This window comes from Paenibacillus sp. J31R30 (assembly GCF_059692115.1).
Map to the genome: position 1 here is coordinate 62,306 of NZ_JCAUAV010000001.1, position 23,821 is coordinate 86,126.

Here is a 23,821-nt window from a genome sequence, read left to right on the forward strand (position 1 = left end):
AGCAGGGAGGAGATTGGCGCATGAGTACAACGTTTGAGCAACTTTTCGTGAAATATCCAGATTTGGAGCCATGTCGTGCATCCATTCAAGCTGCATTTGAGGCGATGAAGCTCTCGTTTGAAAAGGGAGGCAAAATGCTGCTGGCCGGCAACGGAGGAAGTGCAGCGGACTGTGAACACGTGGTAGGCGAATTAATGAAAGGTTTTATGTCGCCTCGTAAACTCTCTAAGAAGCAAAGAGATCTGATGATGGTTCACGGCGAAGAGCAGGGGACTTACCTAGCGGATCATTTGCAGGGAGCGCTTCCAGCGATTTCACTAGTGAGCCATACAGCCTTTGCAACAGCATTCAATAATGATGTAGCAGCAGATATGGTATTCGCGCAGCAAGTGTATGGGTACGGTCGACAAGAGGATACCCTCGTTGTTTTCAGTACATCTGGGAACTCTGCCAACATTGTTCACGCTGTACAAGTCGCCAAATCAATGGGCGTAACGACGATTGGTCTAACAGGTGACGGCGGCGGTCGACTGAAAGAACTTTGCGATGTCATCGTTCGCGTGCCGTACAGCTCAACACCAGACATTCAGGAACGCCATCTTCCGATCTATCATGTGCTTTGTATGATGTTAGAGGAGGCATTCTTCGTATGAGTCTCCTGCTAGGCGGCATTGATATCGGAGGTACGAAATGTGCTGCGGTACTTGGAAGATCGGCTTCTGAGACGGTTAACATCATTGATAAAATAAGCTTCCCGACACCTGCAACGCCCGAAAAGGCACTAGTGCAGCTTGGCGATGCGTTGGAACAATTGCTGAAGCGCAACAATGCAGGTACTTTACAGGCCATCGGTATAAGCTGCGGCGGTCCTTTGAGCAGTAAAGATGGTTTGGTCTTGTCTCCTCCTAATTTGCCTGGTTGGGATCGTATTGATGTGTTGACGCCTTTCCGAGATCGTTTCAGCGTCCCTGTCGGCTTGCAAAATGATGCTAACGCTTGTGCGTTGGCGGAATGGAAATGGGGAGCCGGACGTGGTTCGGAAAATATGGTTTTCTTGACATTTGGAACCGGCATGGGTGCCGGGCTTATTTTAAATGGTCGCATCTATGGCGGTGCCAATGATATGGCCGGTGAAGTAGGGCATATTCGCTTAGCGGAAGATGGACCTCTAGGCTATGGGAAATATGGCTCGTTCGAAGGCTTTTGCAGTGGCGGCGGGATTGCTAGATTAGCTCAAAAGTTAGTAGAAGACGGTGTACGAGTCGGGGAGTCGACACTTTTACAGGCCGATCAAAAAGCGTTGACGGCGAAAGATGTGTTTGAAGCTGCTCATGCCGGAGATGCACTAGCTATGACAGTGATTCGAACCGTGAGTAGGCAGCTAGGTCGCGGACTGGCGATTCTGGTGGATATCCTGAATCCCGATACAATTGTCATTGGCAGTATCTATGAGCGCCAAGAGGCCATGTTAGCACCTTTGGTTATGGCCGAGCTGCAGCGTGAAGCTTTACCGATTGCACTTGGTGTTTGCCGAATTGTTCCTTCTGGATTACAAGATAATGTCGGAGATGCCGCCAGTTTATCGGTTGCACTTCATGAATATGAACAACAGCGGAAGTAGAGAAGGAGGACCTTATGCTACAAGGAAATGAGATAAGTTCAAACGGCTTACAGTCCGTTCTTGGCCGTATTGGTGTTACAGTGACACCTGACAATGGTCCAGCAATACCGCTTCAATACAGTGCAAGTGATGTAACAGCAGGATCGGATGAGCGCGGTGCGTATACGGAAACGAATCAAATTTTCCGCAATGAGAGTGATACGGCCGTTGTTCAGCTGCGGTTTCGCGCTTATGATTCCGTGGTGCTGGCCTCGGTGCAGGGGGAGTTGATCAATGCCAATGATTTCGGGAAACAGCTCTGTTTTGCCGCACAGAATGGCATTATCATTCATGCGCAGGAAATGGAACAAGTAGACGGTTTAATGGCCAATTATCAGCATAAAGATTGGTGGACTCGACCTCATTTTGATCACGACTGGTCAACGTTACCTGAACGTACACAATCTTTGCTTTGGCGTAAGGGAAAGGAAGCTTCCTATTTTCATCTGCTGCCCGTTTGCGGCCCTGAATTCCGTACAGATGTTTGCGGCGCTGCGTCAGGATTACAAATCCGAGTGTCATCTCATCAAGGTGGAAGAACCAAATGTCAGGCACTTTCTTTTGTCCTAGGCACAGGTGCAGATCCTTATCAGTTAATGGAAAATCAAGTTGACACAGCGTTACATGCCCTTGACTACCCGACACTGCCTCGCGCGCAGAAAGCGTACCCTGAAATTCTGGATTCCCTTGGCTGGTGTAGTTGGGATGCATTTTATCATCAAGTCAACGAGGAAGGTTTGCTGACCAAAGCGGAAGAGCTTCAGGCAGCTGGACTGCCTGTGCAATGGGTGATGATCGATGATGGTTGGTCACAAACGATTGATAAGAAGCTATCCTCTTTCCAAGCCGATCAAGAAAAGTTCCCGCAAGGGCTTGGCGAAACGGTCCGCAAGCTGAAAGAGCAACATGGCATTCGCTGGGTTGGCGTTTGGCATACGATTGCTGGTTATTGGGGCGGTATTCACCCAGATTCTCCAATCGCGAAGCAATATAGCGACTATCTCTACAGCAATGCGAAAGGGAGCTTAATTCCTTATCCGGATGCGGGACGCGGTTTTGGTTTCTGGCATGCCTGGCATGGTTTCTTGGAGCGTCAAGGCGTCGATTTTGTCAAGGTGGACAGCCAAAGCGCTGTCGTAAATTTCACGAAGCATGAATGGTCGATTGGTGAAGCGGCAGCGGCGGCGCATCAGGCACTGGAAGCATCGGCATCCTTACATTTTAACAACACGATCATTAACTGTATGGGGATGGCGGCTGAGAATATGTGGCACCGTCCGAAATCTTCTGTTTCTCGCAACAGCGATGATTTCGTTCCTCAAGATGAATTTGGTTTTGCCGAGCATGCTTTGCAAAATGCTTACAACTCCTACTATCACGGTGCGTTCTATTATGGCGATTGGGATATGTACTGGACGAAGAATCATGATGATATTCAAAATGCGGTACTTCGCTCGGTCAGCGGTGGACCTGTTTATTTCAGCGACGCGCCAGGCAATACCGATCCTTCAAAAATTTGGCCGCTTATTTACCAGAACGGAAGTATTATTCGCTGTGAACAAACGCCTAGCCCTACGGCTGACTGCTTATTCCTCGATCCGACGAAGGACAAAGTGCCTTTAAAACTATGGAACACGGCGCGAGATTCCGGCGTTGTAGCTGCATTCCACATCGGTAAGTTTAAAGACGAAATCACAGGCACAGTAAGCCCTTCAGACGTACCAGGATTGAAAGGCGAACAGTTCGTCCTTTACGAGCATTTCTCTGGCGAGATGAAGCTTATGCATTCGAATGAACACCATAACTTCGTACTTCAGCCGGCACAATGTGCGCTTTACTTATTTATTCCAGTTGCAGGTGCGGCAACACCAATTGGTTTGACCGATAAGTATGTCGCTACCGATGCAGTAAGCCATGTGAAGTCAGAAGGTTCTTCCGTTTCCTTCCAATTGAAAGAAGGCGGAAAATTCCGGTTCATATGCGCTGGCAGAGAAGTAGCCGTGGACGTAAATGGCAAGACGCTTCCTGTCGTATTGGTAAGTAAACAATTGTATGAAGTTGAAATTCCTAATCTGGAAGACAAGCTTCAAGTTGTTCTTACCGTTTCGGAATAAACAATAGCTGTGTACACATGAGGTGAGATGACATGGAAAAGATGACCCATTGGGAAGCAGATACTCCTGTTCTGGAAGATAAAGATGTTGTCATCGTTGGCGGGTCTTTTGCTGGCATCGCCTGCGCGGTGGAATTGGCGAAAGCCGGACAACGGGTCATGATCATCGAGCCACGTACGTATTTGGGGCGGGAACTAACCGCCCCTCTTCGTCCGTGGCTTGATCTTTCTGCGAGCTTGAACCGACCTGAGCTTATTCAATTTGTCATTGCGCAAGCTGGTGAAGAAACGTTTGCAGCTGACAAGACGTATTTGCCGTTGCATCCTGACCGGTTGAAGCGTGCACTGGAAGATAAGCTGCTTACGCACGATATTGCCCTCCTTTATGCTTCACTTCCAGTTGCTATTGTTAAGAATGGTAACGCGCTGGAAGGGCTCGTAATCGCGAATAAAACGGGCAGCCAAGTGGTCCTCTGTAAGCGTTTAATCGATATGACGGAAACGAATGTAGTCTCACAGATGACTGGTCATCCTGTTGATTCATTTGCTTATGGGAAAACGGCAGCGTTTGCAAGAACGCTAGAGTTTACTGGCGTCACTTGGCCTGAGGAAGATCAGCAGGCGGATAAACTCATGGTTCCAAGCAGTCTGGGACTGCTGGATGACAAAGTGAACCTGGTACATGGCTATCGGGATGAACAGCATTATTACGTGGAATATTGGATGGAATTAACCAGTGAGAATCAGCTTGAAGCAGCTGGTGAACGGGAACTGGCAGCTCGTCTGCGAGGCATGGAATTGACCTCCTATCTAGTACAGAACGTTTCAGCTTTCCGTAAAGCTAATTTGTGCTCGTCGTCCTTTGAGCTTCACGGACCAGTGCCGCTTTATAATGGAGCGCAGGCGAAAACACAGTCTCATTTCGTCGAGCAGATTCAGAGATTAGATCCGACTACAGCAACACTTGCGGGTATGCAGCTGGCTGCTCAGTTACTAGAAGAGCCAGATGAGAGCTCTTTCGGTTATCACGTTGGACTACCTAACGCCAGCAAATTAGTAAAAACGGATGTCCCTACATGTAAAAAAGTCGATGTCCTCGTGATCGGCGGAGGTTCAAGCGGTGCATGCGCATCGATCACAGCGGGAGGCGAAGGCGTAAGCACGATGCTCATCGATATGAATCCTGGGCTAGGTGGAACTGGGACCTTTGGCGGGGTAGACAGCTATTGGTTTGGTCGAAGGGAAGGCTTCGCAGCCCGCATTCATGATGCTGTATTAACTGCGCAGCAAGGTATCGGCTACAAGGGTCATAAATGGAACATTGAAGCCAAGATGTTCGCACTGCAGCAGGAAGCGAAGCGTCAACATGTTGATCTGCTCTTCAATGCCTTTACATATGCAGCGTTGATGGAAAAGAACCGCGTATGCGGTGTGATGGTCGCTACCCGTTGGGGACCTCTTGCGATCTACGCCGATGTCGTGGTTGATGCGACCGGCGATGGCGATGTGGCTGCTTTTGCAGGAGCAGAATTCGTGTACGGCTCTGCGAAAGACCATACCGTGATGTGGTATTCCCTCTCGCAATATAGTAAACCCGATAAGATTCAGAATAATTTTACAAGTATGGTCGATGTTTCGAATATAGTGGACTACACACGTGCGATCATGGCAGGACGCCGGAGAGGCGACCCGCAATTGCATGACCATGGCATTTATGTCGCTACACGGGAAAGCCGGCATATTGTTGGCGAAAACGTGATGCAGTTATCCGATCAGCTGCTGCAACGTAGTTGGCCGGATGTGATCAATATTCATTTTAGCAATCATGATGTAAAAGGGGTTAGCGGGGCGGATTGGATAAATATCGGTCTCATCCCTCCTAATTTAGAAATTGAAATTCCGTATCGCTTGCTGTTGCCGAAAGGGATTGAAGGCTTGTTAGTAGCGGGAAAAGCCATTTCTGCTACGCATGATGCGCTCCCTGCTATTCGGATGCAGTCTGATTTGGAAAATTTGGGAGGCGTAGCCGCGCTTGCCGCTGCATTAGCCGTGCGAACTGGCGTTCCACCCAGGAGCATTGAGATTAAGGAGCTGCAAGATCGCTTAATTCGCGAAGGAATTTTGCCGGAAGCGATTAGAACAAGACAACTTGCGCCTATTAAATACACTAATGAAGAACTCAAACTTTTAGTAGAGCAAATAGAATCGGACCAACCGCTCTATGAATATGCCAATATGCGGATGAATGAAATCTACAGGGAGCGCATTCCTTTCGTAGAAATATGCTCGTTAGGACAGAGAATCGTTCCTTACCTGATGGAGGCGATGGGGCACGCAACAGGGATACGGGAGCTCCGACTGGCGCAAGCATTAGCTATGCTTGGAAGTAAAGCAGCTGTTCCCGTACTGATCGCAAGGATTATGGAAGAGCTGCAAGGTACTGAGCTTCCGCGTCGGACGGCGGATATGATGTATGTCCAACTGCCGCCAGATCACGGTGCGATGCCTGATGTCGTTTACTTGTTATACTCCCTTGCACAAACGCAGGATTCACGCGCAATTGCCGTATGGGAGAGGGTCGTCCAGCTGATGCAGCCAAGTGAAGATGACTTTAGAGATACTTGGCTAGGTCTCTACTATTATGTGGATGCGGTAAGTCAAGGAGCGGAAAGACTAGGAGATCGCGATGTCATTCCTCTATTGGAACGATTGCACCGAATTCCATATTTACATGCCCAGATGAGCACCAGCGCTCCGCAATCCGACTATTTTTTGGAAAGAAGAGCGATGCTGGAACTGGTTATTGGCAGGGCGCTTGCCCGGTGTGGAAGCAGACTTGGATATGAAGTGTTGATTCAATATGTCAGTGATGGCCGATCGCTTCTTGCGAAGCAAGCACTTCAACAGCTGCGGGCGATTAGCGGGCAATCGCTTGATACGAATTCAACAAGCTTACGTAGTTGGCTGGATAACGAGGAGCCCTATCGGCATACATATCCACTTCAGACGCAGCTGGATATTGAAATGAACAGTGAATCCATTTTACGTGCCTATGAGGAGAAGAAGGGATGAACGTGATTAGAAGGAGGTGGCAGCCGTGTTTCTAGCCCTAGATATCGGAACAACGAATTTGAAAGCTGGCATTGCGGATGAAAAAGGGAAGCTGCTTGCTACAGCAATTCGAATGAACCAGAAGCAGCAACATCCACAAGGTTACGTGTACTACGATCCGCAGGATTTGTGGCATACCATTGGATTGTTAATCCAAGAGGTTGCCTCTACTGCAGGAGTCACATCCATTCGTTCTGTTGGTATCACGAGTATGGCTGAAAGCGGGCTGCTTGTCGATCGCCAAACAGGTACGGCTCGAACGAAGATTATACCGTGGTTCGAATCGTGCTCACTTCCTCATGAGAAACGAATTAAGCAGGAGATTGACGCTTATGAACAGTTTTTTCAAAGTGGACTGCATCCCTCGTTCAAACAAGGATTGTCAAAGCTGCTTTGGCTTCAAGAAACGCATTCCGATGCATTAAACGGCAGCGTCTGGCTATCCGTTTCTTCCTATGTTGCCTACATGCTGACTGGAAAATTTGCGGAAGAAGAAACGCTTGCAGCTCGAACATTCGTCTATCGAATGGATAAGCGGGAGTGGAACTTGCCTTTGATTCATCATTTCGGACTAAAGGAAAGTCATTTCCCTACAGTCGTTGCAACGGGTACTGCTGTTGGCAAGATTCTCCCAGATGTTGGTCATAGGTTCGGTTTAGGGCCAACGACGACGGTTTGTCTCGCCGGGCATGATCATGTATGTGCTTCGCTGACGATAGGACAACCTGAACAGCGCAATGTATATAATTCGATGGGCACGGCCGAAACGTTAGTAGGAAGCTTTGGAACTAGAGCGCTCGGAAAGAACGATTACCATTCGGGGCTAGCGTTTGGACGTCATCCTTTGGCGGGTCAAATGTTTTGGATGGGAGGTCACTCTGCGTCAGGAGGTTCCGTTGAATGGTTGAGAGACCTCCTGGGTACAGGAGAATTATCCTATTCGGAAATACTGGGCTTGCTTAATCAGGTTTCAGCCCCGACCGGTATTCTGTATTATCCTTATTTATCCGGATGCGGTGCACCAGCTCCGAATGCCATGGCACAAGCAGCTTGGATTGGTCTTACTGCGCGCCATCATCGCGGTGACATGTTCAAAGCTATTCTGGAAGGAAATGCCTACCATATGGAATGGTTGCGACTTGAAGCTGAAAAAGTAGGCGGAGAACCCATCAATAAGTTGGTTGTGGTTGGTGGCGGGGCCAAAAACAAGCACTGGCTTCAAATTAAAGCAGACGTGTCGGGTATCGAGCTGCATCATCCCGATTTGCCGGAAGCGACGCTGCTCGGCGCGGCGTTAACGGCTGGGGTCGGTGCCGGTGTGTATTCTTCCTTTGAAGAGGCGATGCGTGTTGTTCCTACAGGAAGATTGCAAATTTATAGGCCAGATCTCGCAAATCACGATCGGTACCAGTCCATCTTCGAGAATGGCTTCACTCATCTTCGACCAATGCTTTTAGAATATGACATGTGGTTAAGACAACAGTCTAGTAATGTATTTTAATCGATAATTCATACATCTCAACGCTAGGAGGACTACGATGCCACAGAAGAATCAAGTACAGCTGATTACGTACCCAGACTCCCTTGGGGGAGATTTAAAGTCCCTTCATCTCGTGCTGCGCAATTATTTTTCAGATATTTTTAAAGGTGGCATTCATATATTGCCTCCGTTTCCTTCGTCAGGGGATAGGGGCTTTGCACCGTTAACTTATTTGGAAATTGAGCCTGCGTTTGGAACCTGGGAGGAAATAAAGGCGATAGGTCACCATTATGATGTGCTTGTCGACTTAATGGTTAACCATATTTCCAGGAAATCGACGTATTTTCAGGATTTTTTGAAAAATGGACGCAAATCCGAATATGCAGATCTGTTTATTACGTTAGATAAGGTCTGGGAGGACGGAAAGCCTGTCACCGAGGATGTCGATAAGATTTTCTTGAGAAGACCGAGACCCTATTCTACTTTTCAAATTGAAGAAACGGGTACCGAGGAAACCGTATGGACCACATTCGGCAAGGAAGATCCTTCCGAGCAGATTGACCTCGATATTAAATCAGAGAAGGTTAAACAGCTTTTAACGGATTTCTTCGCCAACTTCTCCCAAAATAATGTGAAGACAGTGAGACTGGATGCGGTCGGCTTTGTTATTAAGAAGCTGGGAACAAGCTGTTTCTTCGTAGAGCCTGAAATCTACGATTTCCTTGATTGGATTAAGGATATGGCCGATTCCCAAGGCATTGAGCTATTGCCTGAAGTGCATGCTCATTACAAAATCCAAAACAAACTGGCTGAACGCGGCTACTGGATCTATGATTTTATTTTGCCTTATACGATTCTTGAAACGATGCTGAATAACTCTAGCGAAAAGCTTTGTGACTATTTAAAGGTACGTCCCAGCAAGCAATTTACCATGTTGGATTGCCATGACGGTATTCCTGTTTTGCCAGATTTGAATGATGTGGTCGATACGAAAGCTGCAAGAAATGTAGTCGATCTATGTGTAGAAAGAGGCTCAACGCTTAGCCTGATCGTTTCCGATGAGCATAAAGGCGAAGGCGGTTTTGATGTTCACCAAATTGGCGGAACCTACTATACGGTTCTGGGTCGCAATGATGATGCCTATATCGCGGCTAGGGCGATTCAATTTTTTGCTCCGGGTATTCCGCAAGTGTATTATGTTGGCTTATTGGCAGGAGAAAATGATTATGAGGCTGTCAAAGCGACGGGGGAAAATCGAGCAATGAACCGTCACAACTACACCATGCAAGAAATTGAAGCTTCTTTGGAAAAAGACGTTGTTCAACGCTTGTTAAAGCTTATTAGATTCAGAAACGAATATCCCGCCTTTGATGGAGATTTTAAAGTTCTGGAATCTGCTAAGGATGAAGTTCATCTTTCCTGGCACAAGGATAGCCACTCTTGTACGTTGTTTATCGATTTGAAAACGAAGCGAACCGTCATCGATTATGTAGAAAATAACGGTGAAATGAGTCAATATTTCGTCTAAATAACGCCAACAGTATGGAGGGATCAGCTATGAATAGGAAGCTCTATTTAAATGGAAATAATTGGAAAATACTGGATTTTATCGACGAGGCATGGCGGACAAAACAGGTAGAAAGTTACGAGCCGACTGATCCGCGTCCGTGGATTACGGCGACGGTTCCAGGGAGCATTCATCAGGACCTTTGGGACAATGGGACCGTGCCTAATCCTTATTTTGAACAAAACAGCCTTATGCTGGAGTGGATTCCGCAGCGCTCTTGGGTATACCGCAAGACGTTTTTTGTTGAAGCAGAGAACGAGGGCAGATGCGCACGGCTTCACCTCCTTGGTATTGATTACAGTGCGCATATTTACCTGAACGGCACGCTGTTAGGCACCCATGAGTCTATGTTTACACCTGCCGAGTATGATGTCGCTTCCCATTTAAAATACGGGGCAGATAACTTGTTGACCGTGGTCCTAGATCCGGCTCCTCCTTCCGAGTCCCAGATGGGGCGAACGTCCAAAGTCGGGCATACGAAAACGAGAATGAATTATTGGTGGGATTTTACACCTCGTATGATTCATTTAGGTATTTGGCAGGAGGTGTACATTGAATTTTCCGGATCGGTAACGGTCAAGGATGTTTACGCCCGGCCCCAGCTGAATAAGGATTTTACTCGTGCGGAGGTTACTGTATGCATCGAGCTATCTTCAGAGAAACAATTATCGGCTGAAGTTGAAATAGTTATCGATCATAACGGGTGCCAAGTTGCCAACATTAGCAGTTACAGTCAAACGCTGTCGGAGGGAGTAACAAGTCTCGAGGTCATGCTGCCCATTGACAATCCCGAGCTGTGGTGGCCAAACGGAGAAGGTGCCCAGCCACTATACCAGCTGACCGTTAATGTCAAGGAGACAGGATCAGACGAGCTCATCTATCGTAAAGAGACCGAGTTCGGCATCCGAAAGGTGGAGTTCTCGCCTAATGAAACATCACATCCGACGGCACTGTCGTACACCTTCACCTTGAATGGCCGCAAGGTCTATGTCAAAGGGTATAATTGGGTGCCGATTGATGTCCTTTACGGTGTAGAGCGCTTGGAAAAGCTCGAGCATCTGCTCATGCTTGCGAAGGAAGCAAACGTGAATCTAATTCGGGTCAATGGTGTGGGCCTAATTGAGACGGATGCTTTCTACAACCTGTGCAACCGGTTTGGAATCATGGTCTGGCAGGAGTTCAACCTGACCAGCTCTGCTTTTAACAGTAAGCCGAAAGAAGACGAGTCGTTCATCAGCCAAGTCATACAGGAAGCGGAAAGCTTCATCCCCCTCAAGCGGAACCATCCCTCACTCGTGCTGTGGTGCGGGGGCAATGAACTGGAGTCATTGGATAAGCTTCCATTAAACGGGGAAGAACCTGTGCTTGCAGCGCTCAAAGCGACAGTTAAACGACTGGATCCGGACCGCTTATGGCTGCCTTGCTCACCGTCAGGTCCACTGCCGTTCAACGGTATCAATATGAGTCGGAATCGGCCGGACGACCTGCACGATGTTCATGGTCCTTGGCACCATGAAGGATTAACTGCACAATATACGCTTTTCAATGCGGGAGCTAATTTATTACACAGCGAATTCGGTGCGGACGGCCTCACGAACTTAAAAGCGCTGGAAGCGACGCTGAAGCCGGAAAACCGCTGGCCTGTTACGCTGCAAAACCCAGTGTGGTATCACCTAGGCTCCTGGTGGGTACAGGAAAAACAATGGCGTGACATCTTCGGTGAGCTTCCCGATCTTGAAACGGCCATTGAAGCGACCCAATTCTTGCAGGCAGAGGGTGTACGTTACGCCATCGAAAGGAATCGTGCTCGGAAATTCCGCAACAGCGGCGTTTTGCCGTGGATGTTCAACGAACCTTATCCCATGGCAGCGTGCACATCGGCCGTTGATTATTACGGCCGCCCGAAGCATTTGTTTTATGCCTCGGCACAGGCGTACAACACAGTTTCTGTAACGGCAAAATTCGCGAAGCAGGCGTGGGCGAACGAATCAAATTTTGAAGCGGAAATGTGGGTGACAAACGGCGATACCCAGGATTACACAGAGGCTGAGCTTCATTGGTCAATGGAAGGAGCTTTCGGCAACAGCTTTGCAAGCGGCAGTCGCACGATAAACGTGGGAGCTAACCAAGCGGAAAGTTTCGGAGATATTAGCTGTCAATTACCTGAGATTAATGGAAATCTGTTTTTTCTTACACTCCAGCTCAAGATGCCATCTGGTATTGTAATTGCCTCTAATCGTTATCTGTTCACCACGAAGGAAAATCTTCAGCCAATGCTGGAGCTTCCGCGCTCGGTGCTGGATATTCAATCGGAATGCAATGGTCCAAATTGGAGCATCAGCGTTACAAACAGAGGGGAGTGTGCAGCCTTGCTTGTGCGAATCGATGATGAACGATCCGTGGATGCCAAAGGCTCGGTCTATATTAGCCACAGCGGATTTCATCTGCTCCCGGGGGAGAGTCGCACAGTAACGGCTGCCTGGAAAGGTGCCGGGAATGACAGCGTGCTGTCCGTTCAGGCTCTTAATGCTGATAAGCGGTTTGTCCAATAGCCATACGATCAATAAACCGGTCAGGGTTATCCTGTGCCGGTTTTTTGGGCTAACACCCACTGGATTTTTCTTTTAATGCCTATTTAATAAAATCGCGTATCAAATGGCATTAAACTTTAAGACAAGAAGAAGGGATAGTGTTACAATTCGAGGTCAGTGACTTAGCTGGATCTCAACAAGGTATTTGAAAAGTTACGTTGCTTCGTGTCCACAACCTCAAAAAATTCGACAATACCGGAGAAGATTTGGAAGATTTGATCTCTATTGGGACGATCGGCCTGATCAAAGCGATTGAATCTTTCTCTCCAAACAAAGGGACAAAGCTGGCGACTTTTGCGGCACGCTGTATCGAGAACGAGATTCTAATGCATCTGCGTTCCTTGAAGAAAACCAGGAAAGATGTGTCATTGCATGATCCCATCGGCACAGATAAAGAGGGGAATGAGATTACTTTGATTGATATCCTCGGCAGCGAGGCGGACGATGTGGTGGATGCGGTGCAGCTAAAGATTGAAAAGAGAAAAATTTACAGAAATCTGGAAATTTTGGACGACCGTGAGAAAGAAGTCGTAGTCGGAAGGTTCGGGTTGGAGTTAGGTGGCGAAGAGCGGACGCAGCGGGAGATTGTTAAGGAACTGGGTATTTCAAGGAGTTACGTTTCAAGGATCGAAAAAAGGGCGCTCATGAAGCTGTATCATTAGTTTTATAAGGCGAAGAGGTAAAAGAATTGAATCGTAGACTTCATTCATTTGGCATCAAATAATGGAGGCGAAGACAATGACAGCCTTAATCCAAATTGAAAATGTTAGTAAATTTTACTATATGGGCGGCGAGACGATTCGAGCATTGGATGACATTTTGCTGGATATCGTGCAAGGTGAATTTGTTGCTATTATGGGGCCTTCGGGCTCCAGAAAGTCCACGCTGATGAACATCATCGGCTGTTTGGACGTTTCGGATGAAGGCTTGTATGTGCTCGACGGCAAGCAGATTCACGCCTTGAAGGACTCACAACTAGCTGAGATTCGGAATAAGAAGATCGGGTTTGTTTTTCAAAGCTTTAACCTGCTGCCAAGGTTAAGCGCGTATGAAAATGTGGAGTTGCCGCTGATATATCGGGGATTATCGAGAAAACAACGGGAGCCGCTTGTCTTGCAAGCGCTGGAAGCTGTGGATTTGCTGGATCGCAGGAAACACTTCCCTTCGGAGCTGTCCGGTGGACAGCAACAACGTGTTGCCATAGCGCGGACATTGGCGGGTGACCCGCCGATCATTCTGGCAGATGAGCCGACGGGGGCGCTGGATTCAAAGACTGGCGCGGAGATCATGGATATTTTCAGGCGATTGAATGAGCAGGGACGGACAATTATTGTGATTACGCATGATCGGCAGGTTGCGGAGCAGGCGAAGCGGGTAGTGCGGTTTCGGGATGGACGGTTGGTGCATTAGAAACTTCCAAATGCCATTTAGCAAATAAAGATTTAGATACTATAGATGCGATTATTTGTTAGATACTGAAAAACCAATTTATTTTTATACAAAGGTGTAGTTTTTACTCGATAATTTGAGGAAACTACACCTTTTTACAGTTTAAGTATCATGGTTGCAAAGGGGGGATGCTCGTATCAACTACGACATTTCGGAGTAAGGAAATGCCCCAACACAGTATGTGCGATGCGAGATTTCGCTCTAGTGTCAAAAAGTTCCGTTATATATCATTTCTGATGATGATCATGGCCGCTTTGAAAGGAAAAGAATGGGGATTTTGCAGGTTTCAGCCAACGTTGGATTATCGACAAACTTTAACATGGTGATAATGTCAAGGCAACAGCTGCGGCTGATGCCACCAACCCGAAAAGAGGCGAGTTCATGAATTAGTTGTTTACATTAATCAAATAACCAAATTGCACAGAATGCACTGTAGATATCGCTCGACTGACGGACGAGTTCTGCAGTTTTTTATTGTCTGACGATTCCTTTGGTTTTGTAGGGAATATTCCGACTAGAATACATAAAAATGTGAGCGTGCCTAGTAAATAGCTAACTAGTTAGGTAATGAATATATACGGATAATTCTCGAACACGTTACGATACATTCGTGTTCAAAAATCTTTGTTGAATGTAATGAAATAGGTTATCCTCTACTGAATTTAATAAGGAAAGGATCGTGGTCGAACATGTTGAATGTGAAGCTTTTCGGAGCTGTCGGGGATCGATCGAAACTGGACAGCACAGCTTTTCAGGAAGCGATAGACGAATGTCACCGGATAGGTGGAGGGACGGTTAACGTTCCCACAGGCGAATATTTGATTGGAAGTATCGAGCTAAAGAGCGGGGTAATACTGCATCTGGAAATAGGCGCTACGCTTTGGGCTTCGACGGATCGTGCCGATTATCGTGAAGATTGGGCAGGCGTTTACGAGAGTAGGATTTTGTTTAAAGCGACAAATGCCGAATTGTTCGGTATTACGGGGAAAGGAACGATTCGGGGATTCGGCACGGAGAAGTTTGGTTCCTGGTGGGAGGTACCGCAGCCGCCTGAACTGCGGGTATGCACCTGCTACTTCGATAATTGCCGATCGGTCACGTTGGAAGATATTCGTATTCGGGACAGCTCGTTTTGGACGGTCCACTTGAAGCAGTGCGATACGGTTTATATCACTAGAGTTTCCATACAGAATTATCGCTATCATTTGAATACGGACGGCATCGTGCCCGACAGTTGCCGCCATGTTTTCATTACGGATTGCCACCTGTCAACAGGGGACGATTGCATCCCAATCAAGAGCACTGAGCAACAGGCGTGCGGACCTATCTTCGTGACGAATTGCGTCCTAGAGACACCGAATACGGCAATTAAGATAGGAACGGAGACGTACGGGAATATCAGTGACATTTATTTCAATCACTGCACCATCAATGCCTCGATCGGGATCGGCATATTCGTCAAAGACGGAGGCACAGTGGAGAGGGTGCGAATGAGCGGTATCACGATTGAATCAGCAGACCTCTACCATATCAAGCCGGTGTTACCGCTGTTCATCGATATCGAGAAGCGGCATGCTGACTCAAAGTTGGGCTCCGTGCGAGATGTAGCTTTCCGCGATCTTTTTATCAGTACGCAAAGCACGATTGTTGTGCAAGGAGCACCGGACAGCTTGCTCGATAATATGTCGTTTCAAGATGTCACAATGCGCATTACAGGTTATACGCCTTTCGGCCAACGAAACAAACCGATTACCGGCAAGCGAACGCTGAAAGAGCAGCGGGATACTGAATTTATGATCAAGCCCGCTTATATGACGATTGCGTATGGAAAGAATGTGCGACTTGAGCATATTCAAGTTTTCGACTGCGTAGAGGCGGCTGAACAAAAACGTCATGAGATATGTCTCGCCTATTCGGAGAATGTTATCTACAATCACACGCATATTGAAGCGGGGGGCGATGAGCAATGGATCGGATAAAGGATGAATTGGTGAAGGCAGAGCGGTTAACCAAGGAAGATGGCCATTATTTTTTTGGCTATTATGACACACCTGCATGGAGCGGGAACGATCGGTATCATTTATGCCATAGAGTAGCGTTTTGTGATCGGCTCCCGCTTGCGGAAGATCGAGCCGAGCTTGGTTATATAGATTTACAGAACAACAACTTCACCGTTATCGGAGAAACGACTGCATGGAACTTCCAACAGGGGAGCATGCTGCAATGGCATCCCGCGTACCCACTGGATACCGTTATTTATAATTTAAGGAACGGCAATTCTTATGAAGGCGTCGTGCTGAATCTGAGAACGGGCAAGTCTCATCAATTAGAAAGGCCGGTTGCCAATGTCGATCCGACTGGCCGATATGCAGTCAGCATCAATTTCCCCCGTATGTACGATTTCCGTCCGGGATATGGCTATGCCGGCGAATCGGACCATTATGCGAACGTCACCCATTCGCAAAATGATGGTATCTATTTGATTGACCTGTTGTCAGGAATCAGTCGGCTGACGATTTCCTTGCAACGAATATGGGAGTTTACGAAAGCGTATTTTCATGGTGAGGACAGGAAAATATTGATTAACCACATCACCTTTAACGCTGACGGCTCCCGCCTTGTCATTCTGGTGCGTTGTTTTCCAGATAAGGAAAATATGTGGAAGACAGCCGTCGTGACGATGAATATTGACGGTTCCGATTTATTTTTACTTGCCGACTATGGGTATGCGTCCCATTATCATTGGAGGGATCGTGAGCGTCTTACGATTCATGCTGGTGAAGCGGCAACGAACCATGAGGGGGCTCAACTGTATGTGTGGAAAGACAAGACGCGCGAGGTAGAGACGATCGACAAGTCGTTTTTCCTCGAGGATGGACATTGCAGCTACTCGCCAGATCGGAGATTCATACTGTATGACAGTTATCCAGATAGCGATTCTTATCGACATTTGTACATATACAATTTACACACCATGAGGGGGATGAAGCTGGCCTCGTACTATTCGATGCCTGAACTGGACGGTGATATCCGCTGTGATTTACATCCACGCTGGAATCGACAGGGCACGGCGATCTCCTTCGATTCAACGCATGAAGGATGGCGGCACGTTTACCTGATGGATTTGCGAGGTCTCGATCTATAATCATGAATGTAAAGGTAGTAACGCTTCAATCTTAACGAATGATAATGAGGCTAACTAATGATAATCGAATGAAAAGCAGCGTTGTCTGGCACTTGGTTCAGCAAAGAGCATATACGGATAATCTCTAATCCAGTTATAGTGAGTTTGCAAGCGACTTATCATTTGACAAGGTGGTGTTACAGGTAGTGCGTATGGAGTTAGGTAAACATCGATGGCTATACCTGATGATGATTCCCGGTATATTATATTTCATTATTTTTCGTTACTTGCCCATGCTTGGGAACGTTATCGCGTTTCAAGATTTTCAGCCGTTTCTAGGGTTTTCGGGCAGCCCTTGGGTCGGATTCAAACATTTCCATAGGATGTTCACGGAAGATACGTTTCTTCAATTACTTCGAAATACGTTGATGTTGTTCGTGTATGGCTTTGTATTTGCTTTTCCGATCCCAATCATTCTTGCCCTCATGTTGAATGAAGTTCGGAAACAGTTATTTAAGCGATTCATCCAGACGGTTATTTATTTACCGCATTTTCTTTCCTGGGTCGTTGTCGTGTCTCTCTCTTACCTGATGCTGACGACAGAAGGCGGGATCGTTAACAATCTATTGGTGTCGCTCGGCGGCAACAAAGTTAACTTTATGCTCGACGCCACATGGTTCCGCCCCTTATATACGATTCAATCCATCTGGCATGATGCAGGCTGGGGTACAATCATTTATCTTGCGGCGATAGCCGGTGTGGACACGAGTCTATACGAGGCGGCAGAGATCGACGGAGCTAGCAGGCTGCGGCAAGTATGGCATATTACACTTCCTGGCATACGGAATGTTGTTGTCATTCTGCTTATTCTTAAAGTAGGGGATATCATGGATCTCAGCTTCGATCATGTGTTCCTGATGTCGAATGCGATGAATCGTGGCGTGGCGGATGTATTTGATACTTATATTTATACGATAGGGGTTCTTGGTGCCCAGTTTAGCTACAGCACCACGGTCGGTCTATTCAAATCGGTAGCAGGTTTGATTATGGTGTTTCTTGCCAACCGTTTGGCTAAAAAGTTCGGAGAAGAGGGTATATGGTAATGGAACAGACGAAACCAACAACAGCAAACATTTCTTTACCGATCAGCGCAACCCGTAGGCACTCGGGGAACATGCTATTCGATTGGATCAACTATTCGCTGTTACTTCTCTATGCACTGATTTGTTTTATACCGATTTTGCACGTATTTGCCACATCCATTGCGGCTTCTTCGGAACTGGCGGCGCATCCGTTTCTCCTGTTCCCGACACGTTTTAGCTTCGATGGATTCCGGTTTATTTTCTCCTCCAACACGTTGCCACGAAGCCTAATGACTACAATTTTCATAACGGTAGTAGGGACTGCGCTCAATGTCATTGTGACGGCGTTGCTCGCTTATCCACTATCTAGAAAATATTTAAAAGGCCGAAAGCCCGTTATGATGATGATTGTGTTCACCATGCTGTTTGCTGGCGGGTTGATTCCTAACTTCTTGCTTGTAAAATCGTTGGGGTTGATGAATTCCTACTGGTCGCTATGGCTGACTGGGCTGATTAGTCCGTTCATTCTAATCATACTCAAAAGTTTCTTCCAGGCCATTCCCGATGAATTGGAAGAATCGGCGAAAATCGATGGCGCCAACGATCCATTTATTTTGTTTCGCATCATTCTGCCCTTGTCACTACCGGCCATCGCTACGATTTCGCTTTTCTATGCTGTGGGACACTGGAACACGTTCCTATCTGCGATTTTGTATTTGAACGACCAGTCCAAATGGCCGATTCAAGTTTTGCTCCGGCAGATCGTAACGGTTAGCACGGCTGGGGTTGGCGATGACGAGTTCAGCTACATTCCACCTTCGAACATCGTTCGTGCATCTGTTATCGTGGTCGCGACGCTTCCGATTTTGCTTCTATATCCATTTTTGCAGAAATATTTTACCAAAGGTGTCCTGCTCGGATCGGTTAAAGGATGATGATAGCATGGCCTTCGGGAGTGCAGTTCGCCATCATTTAATATATAATTTGAATAGAAAGAGGGTATTAACAAAATGAAAACGGTTACGGGTCAGAAAACAAAGGTCATGGTTGTCCTCATGCTTAGCACTGCGCTACTAGCAGCATGCAGCAATGGAACAAAAAGTGGAGATACACCGACGGCAACTACGGCATCTACCACAACGGCGACACCGGGAACAGCTAGCGCCAAACCAGCTGAAGCGGTGAATATCTCCTTGATGGCTATGTACACCTCGCCAAATGCGCCAGCAGCTGACAGCGACGTCATGAAGAAACTGATGGAAGTTACCAACTCCAAGCTGAGCATCAATTGGGTACCGAACGCGGCATACAATGACAAGTTGACCGCATCACTTGCGGCAGGAGATTTGCCGACGGTCGTTGTGGCCGATTTAAATCTACCGGCAGTTGCAAATGCCGTTGATGCTGGTGTGTTCTGGGACTTAACGCCATATTTAAAAGATTACCCTAATTTGAAGCGTCTTGACGCAGGTGTCCTGAACAATGCTTCATACAAAGGAAAAAACTACGGCATTTATCGTGCCCGAGATAAAGCAAGAAGCACAATCTTTATTCGCAAGGACTGGTTGGACAATTTGGGTCTTAAAGCGCCGTCAACGCCGGAGGAACTGTTGAAAACAGCGGTTGCTTTCGGAACTGGCGATCCAGACAAGAACGGGAAGAACGATACAACCGGATGGGTGATGGATAACGGTTTCTCGGATCTCAAAGCGTTGATGACCTGGCTAGGCGGACCGAATGAATGGGCGGAAGACGGCGGCAAATTGGTTCCGGCTGTGCTGACACCACAGTATACAGATGCTCTTAACGCAATGAAGAAGTTATATGACGATCATGGCGTTAACCAAGATTTCCTACTGGTGGATTCCAACAAGAAGAATGAAATTTTCTACGGTGGCAAAGCGGGTATTTATTTTCAGGTTTCTGATTCCACGCGGGAGAAATCAGTTCAGAAAAATGATCCCAAAGCACAAGTGATGATGATTAATCAATTTACAGGTCCGGCTGGTATCAAGTCACGAGGTGAAAGCGGATTCAACTTGATGATGATGATTCCAAAGAAAAACGTAAAGACAGAGGAACAGCTGCGTCAGGTATTGGGTTTTATTGACAAATTGGGCAGTAAGGAAGCACAACTCCTGCTTAACTATGGAATTGAAGGAGTCCACTATACGTTGGACGGCGGAAAGATCGTGTGGAAGGATCAAGACGGCTTCACCAAGTCGACAGGCGCGGGCCCAGGCATCTATAACATGAATATATTGACGGATTTGCTGCCGCAATTAAAATCGGATGATCCGCAAGTCGCTAGATCGGCAGAAGTCCGCAGGGAGAATGAGAAGGTTGCTGTGTTCAATCCTGCGGCGCCTTATAAATCGGCAACGTATACCACGCTTGGCAAGACGTTGGATCAAACCATCAACGACGCTCAAAGCAAATTTATTCTCGGCGAGCTTGACGCGGCAGGATGGAAGAAAGCGGTTGAGCAATGGAAGACCAGCGGGGGCACTAAGTATATTGAAGAAATAAATGCTGCTTATCAGGCGGTTAAAAAGTAGCCATTTTTATTTACAAGTGAACAAATGCCTGGGCTTTCTTTTGTACCGTCTACCAGAGGAAGCCCCAGTCGTCATAACGGAGGAGTAGCAATGAAGTTTTTAAATGGGTCGGGAAGAAAGCGCATGAACATTGAGGTGTCTCGATACTTTACCAAGCTGCTGGCAATCAGTATTTTGCTGGGTGCCATTCCGGTTATTACGCTGGGGTTACTTTCCTATGTCATCTCCTCGAATTCGATAAAAGAGAAAGTGGTCCGTGGCAACGATTTGATATTGGCTCAGATTCATCTTCGAACGGAAAAGGAATTAAGTATGGTTGATAAGATGATGAATCAATTAATGTACTCCACGCTAGTCGCCCAGACGCTAAACAAAGCCGTTACCCAACACGACTTTCAGGCTGTAGGGCAAATTCAGCAGGAAATTTCCTTTATGCAGTCCTATGAACTTGGCATCTCGGATGTCGTGCTTGTCAATCTTCAAAAAAATTGGTTGATCAGCAGTGGGGGCCGTTTTAGCAGTTTTACGTACTATTCGGATCCAGCACCTTTCTCTCGCTACACGGAGGCTGGTCAGCAATTTAATCGGTATTACTTATCCGACAAAACAGTCACGGTCGTTGAAAGGCTGCCCCTGCATTCCGCTAATCCAATTGCCTTGTTGCTCGTCGATATTTCGCTTGATGATCTTAATGCCATCCTTGCTAAAAATAAAGAGTTTGGCGAAATGTTCATTATGGACGAAGATCGGAAGTTTGTTGCTGGAACGAGCGCGGATGAGCATTTGCATAGCGCACTCGAATCTGTTGTGGCGCAAACAGCCTTGCTGGAGAATGATAAGGCAGTTACCGCTGAGCTGAATGGCAAGCCTTCGGTTATTATTCCCTATCGTTCGAGCTACAACAATTGGCTGTATTTATCGGTCATTTCGCTTGATGATATTTCGAAAGACTCTAGGGAAATTGGCCGATACACCATTTATATCTGCTCTGGTATTTTAATTCTTACCATCTTGGTGTCGCTCTACAGTTCACGGGTTATTTACTCACCTATTAAAAGATGGTACGGCGTGCTCCGCGATTTAGTATCGGGTTCGGACAAAGGCAGCGAGATCGACATTATCAGCGGAAAATTGAAGTCTCTGCTTCACTTACGGCAACAAATGAGCGATCAATTGAAGCAGTTTTTCGTCACCAAGCTGATATTAGGCGAATGGCGTCGCAATGAAATTGAAGAGATGATGCGGAGCTACAATTACCCAACAAATCTGAAGCAATATGTGGTACTTGTATCCGAATTTGACACGCTTGAAGGCACCAGCTACACGGAGCAGGATCGCTACCTGCTGATGTTTGCGATTAGCAATATTGCCAGTGAGATCGTTCCGGCTCGTGAGCGCTTTGAGTCAATTGTCATTAACCAGTCGCAAGTGTTGATCATAGGCAGTGAAGGTGACGACTCCCAGGAGGCTCGACTTCTCGCTTTTGAACGGGCGATGGACATTCAGAAAAAGGTGAAGCAGTTTTTGCGATTGCCACTGAGCATCGGAGTTAGCAGGGTTCATACAGACTTGAAGGAGATACCGAAGGCTTATTTGGAAGGGTTAGAGGCCCTGAAATACAGAATTCGCTATGAGCAAGAATCGCTGCTTTTCTTCGACGAAGTTCAGCCGAACCGTGAACTGCCCCCCATTTTTCCCATGCAGATGGAGAATGAGTTGATCGATTCGATCAAACTAGGCAATGAGGATGAGATTAGGCAGAAGCTTAGCCTATTTCTTCAGGAAATTCACAAGAATGCGGCTGACCATCGGGATTACCAAATCTTTGTGGCGAGGCTGCTAACCGACCTGCTTCGTCTTCATCAGGAAATTGGTGGTGTTATGCCCTACGATGGAACGGTCTCCTTATTTAAACGGTTGTTTGAAATTAAGACGATTCCGGAAATTGAAAGTTGGTTTATGCAAGTGCTGATCACGCCATTAGTCAAGGTGGTTAGTGAGCAAAAAGACAAGGCGCATCACCGCATATCTAAAGAGGTCTGCAGCATGATTGATAACGAAGCCGAAACCAATCTTACATTGGAATCATGCGCAGAAAGGTTAAATTATCATCCTGTCTATGTTAGCCGTGTGTTCCGACAGGAAATGGGCATTAATTTTGGCGAGTATCTGGCTAAAGTTCGTCTTGGCATTGCCAAACGATGGCTGCGGGAGACGGATATGACGATCAGCGATATCGCGCAGAAGTTGCATTTTAGCAATTCGGGCAACTTTATCCGCTCATTCAAAAGTTCGGAGAATATAACACCTGGCAAATATCGTGAACAGACGGAACATTAAAACGGCCATCAGAGGAGGTATGTTTAGGAACTGTATCGGTATCGGGGCATTTGAAAGGAGGAATAAGGTTGAATAAATTGTTCGTTGTAGGGGACAGTATATCGATCGATTACGGGGTCTATTTGGAGCAAATGCTCGAAAGTGAAATCATGTATGATCGTAAGAAGGATCTCCATGCAATCAGCGAAAACCAAGATCTCCCTGACGCAATGAGAGGCGCAAATGGTGGGGATAGCGGGATGGTTCTGCAATATTTATCCTATCTCGTCGCTAATCGCTCCTTTGATCATTCGATTTTGCTACTGAATTGCGGGCTGCATGATATCAAACGAAATCCGTCGACGGGCGAGTTGCAAGTTTCAATGGACTCATATGAAGCTAATTTGCAGGCCATTTTACAACTCATGCAACCTCTGCCTACTCGAATTGTTTGGGTGAGGACGACTCCTGTTGATGATGCCATTCATGAGGAGCGGATGAAGAAATTTGCACGGTTTAATCGTGACGTAATTAACTATAACGAAGTTGCCGATCGAGTTATGGAGGCTGCTGGCGTCCAATCCATAGATTTATACAGATTTACTCATAAGCTGGGCGATGGCGAGACGCTGTTCTGCGATCATGTCCATTACTTCTCGCAGGTCCAAAGGCAGCAAGCTGCCTTCATTGCCGGCTACTTACACAACAATTGAAACCTACAATAACGAAGCTCATAACGCGCAAAACGTACTAATCTGTTAGGATCC

16 protein-coding genes are annotated in these 23,821 nt (G+C 46.9%); all 16 read left to right on the forward strand.

The genetic code is table 11. The annotated features are described in order from the left end of the window. Positions 1-20 precede the first annotated feature (20 nt). The 16 genes from AC58QO_RS00225 (at position 21) to AC58QO_RS00300 (ending at position 23,767) form a co-directional block, all read left to right on the forward strand. Positions 21-653: a D-sedoheptulose-7-phosphate isomerase gene (locus AC58QO_RS00225; RefSeq protein WP_497262938.1), complete on the forward strand. Its 633-nt coding sequence runs from the start codon at positions 21-23 to the stop codon at positions 651-653. After that, positions 650-1,621 (forward strand): ROK family protein, encoded by a 972-nt coding sequence (locus tag AC58QO_RS00230; protein ID WP_497262940.1) that lies wholly within the window; start codon positions 650-652, stop codon positions 1,619-1,621. The genes AC58QO_RS00225 and AC58QO_RS00230 overlap by 4 nt, the downstream gene beginning before the upstream one ends. A 14-nt stretch (positions 1,622-1,635) precedes the next feature. After that, entirely contained in the window at positions 1,636-3,774 is a 2,139-nt protein-coding gene (locus AC58QO_RS00235; RefSeq protein ID WP_497262942.1) for a Sip1-related alpha-galactosidase, read from the forward strand. A 32-nt stretch (positions 3,775-3,806) separates the two neighbouring features. Further along, positions 3,807-6,845 carry an FAD-dependent oxidoreductase gene (locus tag AC58QO_RS00240; RefSeq protein WP_497262944.1) on the forward strand — a complete coding sequence of 1,013 codons (3,039 nt, stop codon included), beginning with the start codon at positions 3,807-3,809 and terminating at the stop codon, positions 6,843-6,845. Between the two features lie 25 nt (positions 6,846-6,870). Continuing rightward, entirely contained in the window at positions 6,871-8,385 is a 1,515-nt protein-coding gene (locus AC58QO_RS00245) for an FGGY-family carbohydrate kinase (protein ID WP_497262946.1), read from the forward strand. A 37-nt stretch (positions 8,386-8,422) separates the two neighbouring features. Beyond that, positions 8,423-9,892, forward strand: coding sequence for a sucrose phosphorylase (gtfA, locus tag AC58QO_RS00250; RefSeq protein WP_497262948.1), 1,470 nt, complete (start codon positions 8,423-8,425; stop codon positions 9,890-9,892). 29 nt (positions 9,893-9,921) lie between these two features. After that, a complete protein-coding gene (locus AC58QO_RS00255) occupies positions 9,922-12,483 on the forward strand; it encodes a glycoside hydrolase family 2 protein (RefSeq protein WP_497262950.1) in 2,562 nt (853 codons plus the stop codon). 197 nt (positions 12,484-12,680) lie between these two features. Next, a complete protein-coding gene (gene sigK / locus AC58QO_RS00260; RefSeq protein WP_497262952.1) occupies positions 12,681-13,184 on the forward strand; it encodes an RNA polymerase sporulation sigma factor SigK in 504 nt (167 codons plus the stop codon). Between the two features lie 76 nt (positions 13,185-13,260). After that, positions 13,261-13,932 carry an ABC transporter ATP-binding protein gene (locus tag AC58QO_RS00265; RefSeq protein ID WP_497262954.1) on the forward strand — a complete coding sequence of 224 codons (672 nt, stop codon included), beginning with the start codon at positions 13,261-13,263 and terminating at the stop codon, positions 13,930-13,932. 728 nt (positions 13,933-14,660) lie between these two features. Next, on the forward strand, positions 14,661-15,950 hold the full coding sequence (locus AC58QO_RS00270; RefSeq protein WP_497262956.1) for a glycoside hydrolase family 28 protein: 1,290 nt from the start codon (positions 14,661-14,663) through the stop codon (positions 15,948-15,950). Beyond that, positions 15,938-17,116, forward strand: a complete 1,179-nt coding sequence (locus AC58QO_RS00275) for a TolB-like translocation protein (RefSeq protein WP_497262958.1) — start codon at positions 15,938-15,940, stop codon at positions 17,114-17,116. The genes AC58QO_RS00270 and AC58QO_RS00275 overlap by 13 nt, the downstream gene beginning before the upstream one ends. A gap of 191 nt (positions 17,117-17,307) precedes the next feature. Continuing rightward, positions 17,308-18,198 carry an ABC transporter permease gene (locus AC58QO_RS00280; RefSeq protein ID WP_497264341.1) on the forward strand — a complete coding sequence of 297 codons (891 nt, stop codon included), beginning with the start codon at positions 17,308-17,310 and terminating at the stop codon, positions 18,196-18,198. A gap of 71 nt (positions 18,199-18,269) precedes the next feature. Then, on the forward strand, positions 18,270-19,112 hold the full coding sequence (locus tag AC58QO_RS00285; RefSeq protein WP_497264342.1) for a carbohydrate ABC transporter permease: 843 nt from the start codon (positions 18,270-18,272) through the stop codon (positions 19,110-19,112). 75 nt (positions 19,113-19,187) lie between these two features. Then, entirely contained in the window at positions 19,188-20,735 is a 1,548-nt protein-coding gene (locus AC58QO_RS00290; protein ID WP_497262960.1) for an extracellular solute-binding protein, read from the forward strand. A gap of 90 nt (positions 20,736-20,825) precedes the next feature. Then, positions 20,826-23,075 (forward strand): helix-turn-helix domain-containing protein, encoded by a 2,250-nt coding sequence (locus tag AC58QO_RS00295; RefSeq protein ID WP_497262962.1) that lies wholly within the window; start codon positions 20,826-20,828, stop codon positions 23,073-23,075. A gap of 68 nt (positions 23,076-23,143) precedes the next feature. After that, positions 23,144-23,767, forward strand: a complete 624-nt coding sequence (locus tag AC58QO_RS00300) for an SGNH/GDSL hydrolase family protein (RefSeq protein WP_497262964.1) — start codon at positions 23,144-23,146, stop codon at positions 23,765-23,767. Positions 23,768-23,821: the final 54 nt, after the last annotated feature.

Coding starts and splice junctions, on each gene's coding strand:
- AC58QO_RS00275 (WP_497262958.1), top strand. CDS start 15,938: ATGGATCGGATAAAGGATGAATTGGTGAAGGCAGAGCGGTTAACCAAG.
- AC58QO_RS00255 (WP_497262950.1), top strand. CDS start 9,922: ATGAATAGGAAGCTCTATTTAAATGGAAATAATTGGAAAATACTGGAT.
- AC58QO_RS00265 (WP_497262954.1), top strand. CDS start 13,261: ATGACAGCCTTAATCCAAATTGAAAATGTTAGTAAATTTTACTATATG.
- AC58QO_RS00285 (WP_497264342.1), top strand. CDS start 18,270: ATGCTATTCGATTGGATCAACTATTCGCTGTTACTTCTCTATGCACTG.
- AC58QO_RS00280 (WP_497264341.1), top strand. CDS start 17,308: ATGGAGTTAGGTAAACATCGATGGCTATACCTGATGATGATTCCCGGT.
- AC58QO_RS00230 (WP_497262940.1), top strand. CDS start 650: ATGAGTCTCCTGCTAGGCGGCATTGATATCGGAGGTACGAAATGTGCT.
- AC58QO_RS00240 (WP_497262944.1), top strand. CDS start 3,807: ATGGAAAAGATGACCCATTGGGAAGCAGATACTCCTGTTCTGGAAGAT.
- AC58QO_RS00225 (WP_497262938.1), top strand. CDS start 21: ATGAGTACAACGTTTGAGCAACTTTTCGTGAAATATCCAGATTTGGAG.
- AC58QO_RS00295 (WP_497262962.1), top strand. CDS start 20,826: ATGAAGTTTTTAAATGGGTCGGGAAGAAAGCGCATGAACATTGAGGTG.
- AC58QO_RS00235 (WP_497262942.1), top strand. CDS start 1,636: ATGCTACAAGGAAATGAGATAAGTTCAAACGGCTTACAGTCCGTTCTT.
- gtfA (WP_497262948.1), top strand. CDS start 8,423: ATGCCACAGAAGAATCAAGTACAGCTGATTACGTACCCAGACTCCCTT.
- AC58QO_RS00290 (WP_497262960.1), top strand. CDS start 19,188: ATGAAAACGGTTACGGGTCAGAAAACAAAGGTCATGGTTGTCCTCATG.
- AC58QO_RS00270 (WP_497262956.1), top strand. CDS start 14,661: ATGTTGAATGTGAAGCTTTTCGGAGCTGTCGGGGATCGATCGAAACTG.